This is a genomic window from Nocardia sp. CC201C (assembly GCF_030010695.1).
In the GTDB taxonomy this organism is placed as follows: domain Bacteria; phylum Actinomycetota; class Actinomycetes; order Mycobacteriales; family Mycobacteriaceae; genus Nocardia; species Nocardia otitidiscaviarum.
Genome location: NZ_JASCXP010000367.1, coordinates 1 through 7,599, shown reverse-complemented (window position 1 = coordinate 7,599; position 7,599 = coordinate 1). Strand labels below are relative to the sequence as shown.

Annotated in this window: 8 protein-coding genes; 1 reads left to right on the top strand and 7 read right to left on the bottom strand. The window is 69.9% G+C overall.

Features of this window, described 5'->3' with window-relative positions; all coding sequences use genetic code 11:
• Window positions 1-184: 184 nt before the first annotated feature.
• Window positions 185-487 (bottom strand): co-chaperone GroES, encoded by a 303-nt coding sequence (gene groES, locus QK444_RS28600; RefSeq protein ID WP_029923772.1) that lies wholly within the window; start codon window positions 485-487, stop codon window positions 185-187.
• 643 nt (window positions 488-1,130) lie between these two features.
• Between groES and QK444_RS28595 the strand changes: the two genes are divergently transcribed.
• The gene (locus QK444_RS28595; RefSeq protein ID WP_282785243.1) at window positions 1,131-2,705 is read left to right on the top strand and encodes an Hsp70 family protein; all 1,575 of its coding nucleotides are present in this window, start codon (window positions 1,131-1,133) and stop codon (window positions 2,703-2,705) included.
• Window positions 2,706-2,758: 53 nt separating this feature from the next.
• On the opposite strand, the gene QK444_RS28590 is transcribed toward QK444_RS28595, so the two are convergent.
• From QK444_RS28590 to alr, 6 genes are all read right to left on the bottom strand, one after another.
• Entirely contained in the window at window positions 2,759-2,890 is a 132-nt protein-coding gene (locus tag QK444_RS28590; RefSeq protein ID WP_282785242.1) for a hypothetical protein, read from the bottom strand.
• A 108-nt stretch (window positions 2,891-2,998) separates the two neighbouring features.
• Window positions 2,999-4,030: a tRNA (adenosine(37)-N6)-threonylcarbamoyltransferase complex transferase subunit TsaD gene (gene tsaD / locus QK444_RS28585; protein WP_143982717.1), complete on the bottom strand. Its 1,032-nt coding sequence runs from the start codon at window positions 4,028-4,030 to the stop codon at window positions 2,999-3,001.
• Window positions 4,027-4,524: a ribosomal protein S18-alanine N-acetyltransferase gene (rimI, locus tag QK444_RS28580; protein ID WP_282785241.1), complete on the bottom strand. Its 498-nt coding sequence runs from the start codon at window positions 4,522-4,524 to the stop codon at window positions 4,027-4,029. The genes tsaD and rimI overlap by 4 nt, the downstream gene beginning before the upstream one ends.
• A complete protein-coding gene (gene tsaB / locus QK444_RS28575; RefSeq protein WP_039810066.1) occupies window positions 4,521-5,228 on the bottom strand; it encodes a tRNA (adenosine(37)-N6)-threonylcarbamoyltransferase complex dimerization subunit type 1 TsaB in 708 nt (235 codons plus the stop codon). The genes rimI and tsaB overlap by 4 nt, the downstream gene beginning before the upstream one ends.
• 224 nt (window positions 5,229-5,452) lie before the next feature.
• A complete protein-coding gene (gene tsaE, locus QK444_RS28570) occupies window positions 5,453-5,902 on the bottom strand; it encodes a tRNA (adenosine(37)-N6)-threonylcarbamoyltransferase complex ATPase subunit type 1 TsaE (protein ID WP_282785240.1) in 450 nt (149 codons plus the stop codon).
• A complete protein-coding gene (alr, locus tag QK444_RS28565) occupies window positions 5,895-7,037 on the bottom strand; it encodes an alanine racemase (protein ID WP_282785239.1) in 1,143 nt (380 codons plus the stop codon). The genes tsaE and alr overlap by 8 nt, the downstream gene beginning before the upstream one ends.
• Window positions 7,038-7,599 lie beyond the last annotated feature (562 nt).

Below are 7,599 nucleotides of genomic sequence, written 5' to 3'. Positions count from 1 at the left end.
GGCCCCCGAAGCCTCGGGACGAAAGTCGGTGGGGTCGAATCCGATCCGCGCCCGCACCGGATTCCGCATCGAGGGGCGAACGCACTCCGCCCCGGGTCGGTGGCTGGTGACCAGCCGCGACACCGGGGCGGCAACGCTCAGGGATCAGGGGGCGAGCCCCTGCGGGGCCCCGGAGAGTTGGGCGTTACTTGGTGACGACGGCCAGCAGATCGCGCGCCGACAGGATCAGGTACTCCTCGCCGTTGTACTTGATCTCGGTGCCGCCGTACTTGCTGTAGATGACGACGTCGCCTTCCTTGACGTCCAGCGGAATCCGCTTCTCACCCTCGTCGTCCCACCGACCCGGGCCGACGGCGATGACGGTGCCCTCCTGGGGCTTCTCCTTCGCCGTGTCGGGGATGACCAGGCCGGAGGCGGTCGTCGTCTCGGCCTCGTTGGCCTGGACGAGGATCTTGTCCTCGAGCGGCTTGATGTTCACGCTCGCCACGTTGAGCCCTCCACTTTCAGGGGATTCTTCTTCGCCCGGGGCGGTTCCCCGGACTCACGGTTTCGGTCACGTTGTTGACCGCCGAGCACGGCGCCGTCGTCGCGGGTGCCGGAGCCCCTGCTCAGTAGTCAAAGCCGACACTCGAAGCACAAGCGCGAGTGCCAACTAGCACTCTATACACGCGAGTGCCAGCGCTCAAGGCTGGGCTCTGCTACCGGTCGCCAACCGCCGGGAAGCCGACTGGACGCCAGCCCAGCGGAAACGCGACACACCGAGCCACGGGCCGAGGAATCTGAGGTCTTCCAAAGAAAAACGAAAATCTGTAACGTTCGGATAACGGATCGTGACATTATTGACGACGGTCGCGAGACAAGGGCACCGCACGGCCTCGAGAGGGGCACGGTACGGCCCTCATCCCGCGTTCCGGCGAGATCTACAGAGTGCTTCACCCCCTGCGCGGCGACGCGCAGAAACCTGAGACGAGAGCAAGACCGCAAGTGATCGACGGCTGGATCCGATGCCCCATCGGACACGGGCTCGGCCGGATCCGTAGCTCGGGGTCGCTCGCCATCCACGCGACGGCTCCGCAGTCCGTTCGAGATGGTCGGCGACACCAGGACCATCCGCTCGAAGGGAGGTGAACATGCGAACATCCCTCGGCATCTCGGCCGGGAGTGAAGTGGTGTGCTCGGCGACGGTCGCCACCGCTCCCAACGGCGTCCTGCACTTCGACTACCGGGTCGTCACCGCGGATACGGCGCACTCCGATCTCGGCGATCTCGTAGCGTCCTCGATCGAGTTGATGACGACGCATCAGCTGTCCCGCGACATCGTCCATCCCGTGGGCACGCACTCCTCGGCACTCTCGGCCACCCGGCACGGCGACCACACCCCGCCCGGCGATATCGCGGTGGCCTACCGCGACCGGGAGCAGGCGCAGACCATCCGCTCGGCCATCGGGCGGCAGCGTCGCGACGTTCGACTCATCCCGGAATCCGGTGCGGCGCTCGCCTATCTGCGGCACACCGGCATGCTGGAGCGCTACGAGACCATCGCCATCATCGATCTCGGCGCGTCCGGGGCCACGGTCACGGTGGCCGATCAGGCGGACGACACCGTGCTCCGCTCCGAACGCACCACCGCCATCAGCGGCAACGCCATCGACGAGCTGATCCTGCAACATCTGCTGGACTGCCATCTGGCGCGCCGCGGCACGCGCCCCAATCGCGGCATGCTGCTCAACCGCAGCCGGGCCGCCAAGGAGCACCTGGCCATCGCCCAGGCCGTGACCATCGACCATGTTGCCGGGCAGCCGCTCAAGCTCACCCGCAAGGATTTCGACGAACTCATCGCCGATCTGCTGCGCGAACTCGCGGTGTTCGCGCGCGGCGTCTTCGCGCGGGCCCCGAAGTTCCCGCAGTGCGTGGCGGTGATCGGCGGCGGCGCGAACGTCCCGGCCGTGGTGCGGGAACTCGAGGAACAGCTCGACGTGCCGGTGTGCACCGTGCCGGAGCCGGAGGCGGCCATCGCGAAAGGTGCCGCGCTGGTGGCGGATTCGGCGCAGCCGACGGCGCTCACCGTGATCGGCCGCGGCACCGACGCGCCGGTCGGCACCTTCACCAAGCTGGTGGGCACGCTGGCCGGGGCGATCGTGGTGGTCGGCCTGGTCATCGGTTACGGCGTGAAGGAACTCGTCCCCGAGGACCGCGACTACTCCCCGGTCGGCACCACCAGCGGCGAACAGCTGGACACCACGACGCCGACGACCACCGCGCCGGGCACCGCCCCCATGACGCAGAACCGCGACAGCACCGGACCCACCCCGGGCACACCGACGACCGCGCCGGACACGGACGACCCCACCACCTCCACCGGACCGCGGCCGACGCCCACCACGCCCGCGCAGTCGCCCCTACCGCTGCGCCCGGATCCGGGTCTGCCGCAGATTCCCTTCCCGGCCGACCTCCCCCGCATTCTCGGCCCGTTCCTCGGCACCCCCGTCAGCCCGACGGAGGAACCCGATCCGAGCGAGACGAGCCCGAACCCGACCGGCCCGAGCACCAACAGCCCGAGCACGACGGCTCCCACCACGCCCGCCGTGCCGCGGATCCCGCGGTCCAACTCGGGCTCCGCGGGCGGAGGCAGCGTCACCGCTCCGCTCGAATCCAGTCCTGAGCGCGCCGATTCCAATTCTGCGCGCGTCGAATCCAGCCACTGAGCGCGGTAGTCCGCAGCGGTGATCACCTGGTCGCCGGAATCCGCGCGGCCGCCTCACCGCCCGACGTGAATCTCCACCGCCCGCTCGCCCGGCATGTCGCCGGGCGCGGTCGGCGACCCCAACAGTCCCGGCAGCGCCAGCGCCCCACCCGCCAGCACGGCCGCCACCACACGTTTGAACCACATCCCGAACTCCCGACGCCTCGACACCCACGTAGATCGCACGGTATCGGTGCCGGAATCACGCTCCCAGACAGCAGATCCCCTGCCCAGACGACTGGGGGCAGGCGGGCGTCAGAGTTGGCTGGTCGCCACCGACAGGCCCGGGTCGGTCGCCACGGTGAGCTCGGAGGGCCGCGCGCCCCCGGCGATCACGTGCGCGCCCAGAGTGGCGATCATGACGCCGTTGTCGGTGCACAACCGCGGTTTCGGCACGCGGAGCGTGAGACCGGCTGCGGCGCAACGCTCTTCGGCCAGTGAACGGATACGGGAGTTGGCGGTCGCGCCGCCGCCGAGCACGATGGTGTCGACGCCGACGTCCTGGGCGGCACGCACGGCCTTCATGGTGAGCACATCCGCCACGGCCTCCTGGAAGGACGCGGCGATATCGGGAATCGGCAGTTCGCGGTTCTCCCGTTGCGCCGCTTCGACATAGCGCGCGACAGCGGTCTTCAGTCCGGAGAACGAGAAGTCGTAGCGCGGATCTCGCGGCCCCGTCATGCCGCGCGGAAACGCGATGGCGTGCGGATCACCCTCCGCCGCAATCCGATCCAGCACCGGACCGCCCGGATAGCCGAGTCCGAGCAGTCGCGCCACCTTGTCGAAGGCTTCCCCGGCGGCATCGTCGACGGTGCTGCCCAGTTCCGCGATGGGGTCGGCCAGATCGGTGACGTGCAGCAGGTGGGTGTGCCCGCCGGAGACGAGCAGCGCCACACACGCCGGCATGGGTCCGTGTTCCAGGGTGTCCACCGCGACGTGGCCACCCAGATGGTTGAGCGCGTAGAAGGGGATATCCCACGCCGCCGCATAGGCTTTCGCGGCCGCCACCCCGACCAGCAGGGCACCGGCGAGGCCGGGGCCGATGGTCACCGCGAGGGCGTCCGGCCGGTCCACCCCGGCCGCCGCCAACGCCCGGCGCATAGCGGGCACGATGGCCTCGAGATGCGCGCGCGACGCGATCTCCGGCACCACGCCGCCGAAACGCGCGTGCTGATCGACACTGGAGGCCACCTCGTCGGCGAGCAGTTCGCAACTCCCATCGGGCAGCCAGCGGACGATGCCGACTCCCGTTTCGTCACAGGAGCTTTCGATACCCATCACGATCATGAGAAGACCTCTGTGTCCTGCGGCCGCGGGAAGCCGGTCATGGCGGGGCGGCGCATGGTGTACGCGTCCGCGCCACTGGGCTGGTAGTAGTTCTTGCGCAGGCCGATGATGTGAAATCCGTGCTTCTCGTACAGCGCGATGGCGGCGGCGTTGTCGGTGCGCACCTCCAGGAAGACCGGTCCGCCGCGCCGCCCGGCCTCACCGAGCAGGGCTTCCAGCAGGGCGGTGCCGACGCCGAGCCCCTGCTGTCCGGGGTCGACGCCGATGGTGTGCACCTCGGCCTCCGGGTACTCCCGATTGCCGAGCAGCGCGATACCCGCGTAGCCGACCATACGGCCGTCGCCGTCGCGGGCGACGATGTAGCGGTTGTGCGGTCCGGCGAGCTCGGAGCGGAAGGCGACCTCGTGCCAGGGGTCGTCCTCGGGGAACAGCAGCTTCTCCAGTTCGACGCAGCGAGGAATATCGGAAGGCCGCATCGGTTCGACGCGGATCATCGACTCACCTGCGCGTAGCTGCGTTCCACGGCATCGGGCCGACGCAGGTAGAGCGGGGTGAGCGGGTCCGGCGTCGCACCGGAGAGCAGGTCGCGGGCGGCGCAGCGCACCAGCCCCGCCGGGGAGGGCGTCTCCACCGGCAGCACCGGCAGATCGAAGTAGTCCACATGCGAGGCCGAGCCCGCGATCACGGTGGCGCTGCTGGTGTCCAGGTCGGCGGGTTTGCACACCTCCGGACCGGCGACCCGGCCGCGCGGGTTCTCCGCCGACAGGGCGCGATAGCGGGCCCAGTACACCTCGCGGCGACGGGCATCGGTGACGACCAGCAGTTCGACCGGATCCTGCGCCTCGGCGAGGTAGCTCTCGGTATCGGCGGCGATGGCGTCCAGGCTGCACACACCGTGCACCGGAATACCGAGCGCGTCCCCGAAGGCGGCGGCGGTGGCCATGCCGACCCGCAGCCCGGTGAACGGTCCGGGACCGACCCCGACCACGACCGCGTCGATCTCGCCGCGGGCCCGCCCGGATTCGGCGAGGCAGGCGAGAATCTGCGGGGTCAGCACCTCATTGTGCGCACGGGCGTCCACGGTCACCCGAGTGGCGATCGTGGTTGTTCGAGGTGTGCTACCGGCCTCCGCCGGATCCAGTTCCACCAGTCCCGCCGTGACGGCAGGGGTCGCGGTGTCGACAGCCAGTACCAACATGATTGATCCAACTGTACTGTGCCTAATTGCCCCCGCTTCGCTCCCCCGCTCCACTCAGTCCAGAACCGGGACGCGCCGCAGACCAGCGGAGCTGGTGCTGCGGGCGCAGGCCCGACCAGCGAGGTGCGGCAGGGCTGGGGCGGCGCACGCAGGCTGGGGCGGCGCAGGTGCAGGGTGGACGAGTTGGTCCAACAGCTCTGGCGAGGCAGGGCGCGGGGCGGTGTCTACCCCACCCATTCCCATTCCGCGGTGCGGGTGTCGGATTCGGCTTCACGGCGCAGCAGCACGCGTAGGTGGCGTTCGGTCAGGTGCTCGACCACGCCGAGACCCCACTCCACCACCACGACGGCGTCGTCGAGTTCGGTATCGAGGTCGAGCGCATCCAGTTCGTCGAGGTCGCCGCCGAGCCGGTAGGCGTCCACGTGCACGAGTCCGACCGCGCCCGGTGCGGTGCCGGCGCGATGTTGGCGGGCGATGATGAACGTCGGAGAACTCACGCGGCCCTGCACTCCGAGCCCGGCGGCGATGCCGCGGGTGAGGGCGGTTTTGCCCGCGCCCAGCGGACCGTCGAGCACGACCAGGTCACCGGCGTGCAGCTGCGCGGCGAGTTCGCGGCCCAGGGCCTCGGTGTCCTCCACCGTGGGCAGGGCGCGGTGTCCACGGGCCTCATGCATGCGCGGTCCCTCCGATGTAGCGGCGTGCGACGCGGCCGCGCGGTGAGCACACCACCTCGTAGTGGATGGTGCCGAGCGCGTCCGCCCATTCCTGGGCGTGCGGTTCGCCGGGGCCGCCGCCGAAGAGCACCGCGATATCGCCTTCGCGGACGCCTTCGGCATTGTCGCCGAGGTCGACCACGAACTGGTCCATGCAGATGCGGCCGATATTGGGTCGGCGACGACCGCCGAGCAGCACGTCGAACCGGCCGCTGAGCGGTCTCAGGATGCCGTCGGCGTATCCGGCGGGGATCAGCGCGACGGTGGTGTCACGGTCGGCGATCCATTCGTGCCCGTACGAAACGCCTTCTCCGGCAGCGACTTTCTTCACCAGAATGACGCGGGCGCGCAGGGTCATGGCGGGCCGCAGCCCGAAGTCGCCGAGTTCGGGAATCGGGGAGAGTCCGTAGATGGCGATGCCGGGCCGCACCATGTCGAAGGCGAGATCGGGTCGGGTGAGGGTGGCGGCGGCATTGGCGATGTGCACCAGTTCCGGTTGCAGCCCTTGCTCTTTCGCCGCCGCGATGTACTCCAGGAAGCGTTCGCGCTGGCTGTCGTTGGCCGGGTGGTCGGGCTGATCGGCGAGGGCCAGATGGGAGAAGATGGCCCGGAACCGCACCACCCCCGCATCGACCAGCTCACGCAGTCGCCGCAGTACCGCGGGGTACTCCGACACCGACACGCCGTTGCGGTTGAGCCCCGTATCCACCTTCAGGGTGACGGTCGCGGTCTTACCGAGCCGCCGCGCGGCGTCGGCGACGGCGTCGAGATGCCGCACCGACGACACCCCGATCTCGATATCGGCGGCCACCGCGGGCGAGAAATCGGTATCGGAGGTATTGAGCCAGCACAGGATCGGCGCGGTGATCCCCGCCTCCCGCAATGCCACCGCCTCGGCGACCGTGGTCACCCCGAGTTCCCGCGCCCCCGCCGCCAGTGCGGTGCGCGCCACCTCGACGGCGCCGTGGTTGTACCCGTCGGCCTTGACCACCGCCATGACGGCGGCATCCCCGGCACGCTCGATCAGGATCCGCACATTGTGTGCGATGGCATCCAGATCGATGACGGTCTCCACCTGCGGTTCGGGCGTACTCACGGCCTAGATCCTGCCATCCCGCCCGCTGCGTTTCCGCTCACACCCGACGGCCACCGATCGACCGGCGCGCCCCAGCGCCCCCTCCCCACCTGTTCCGGCGCTCCGTGCGCGTCACCAGGATGACGACTCCGGCGGTCAGCAGGCCTTACCGAGCAGGCGGCGTATCAACCGGACGCCGACATGGTCGTGGCGAGCGCACGGCCGGATCACACGGGATCTCCGCCGGACTCATACCGAATGCCCGTCTGTCGGCGATAGTTTCGCGGGCACCGGTGACCGCGAGCGGTCAGCACGACTCTGGGAGGACTGCCTTGCGTGACACGACCCGTACCGCACTGTGCTGCATGGTGATCGCGCCGGGAGCGCTGTGGGCGGCGGTGCGACTGGGTGGGCGTCGGCGAGGTCTCGACCCACGCCCTGCCCCGGACGGACCACCGCGCGCTCGCGGCGGAACTGTTCGTCCCGGCGATCCAGCGGTGACCCCGGCGGCGGGCGTCAGCGGGCGGCCAGGTCGCGCAGGGTGCCGATGGCGGGGCGGAGGTGGGTGAGCAGGGGGGAGGCC

What these genes read in the sequence shown, in the direction of transcription:
- QK444_RS28595 (WP_282785243.1), top strand. Translation starts at nt 1,131, where the DNA reads ATGCGAACATCCCTCGGCATCTCGGCCGGGAGTGAAGTGGTGTGCTCG.
- QK444_RS28590 (WP_282785242.1), bottom strand. Translation starts at nt 2,890, where the DNA reads ATGTGGTTCAAACGTGTGGTGGCGGCCGTGCTGGCGGGTGGGGCGCTG.
- tsaD (WP_143982717.1), bottom strand. Translation starts at nt 4,030, where the DNA reads ATGATCGTGATGGGTATCGAAAGCTCCTGTGACGAAACGGGAGTCGGC.
- rimI (WP_282785241.1), bottom strand. Translation starts at nt 4,524, where the DNA reads ATGATCCGCGTCGAACCGATGCGGCCTTCCGATATTCCTCGCTGCGTC.
- tsaB (WP_039810066.1), bottom strand. Translation starts at nt 5,228, where the DNA reads ATGTTGGTACTGGCTGTCGACACCGCGACCCCTGCCGTCACGGCGGGA.
- tsaE (WP_282785240.1), bottom strand. Translation starts at nt 5,902, where the DNA reads ATGCATGAGGCCCGTGGACACCGCGCCCTGCCCACGGTGGAGGACACC.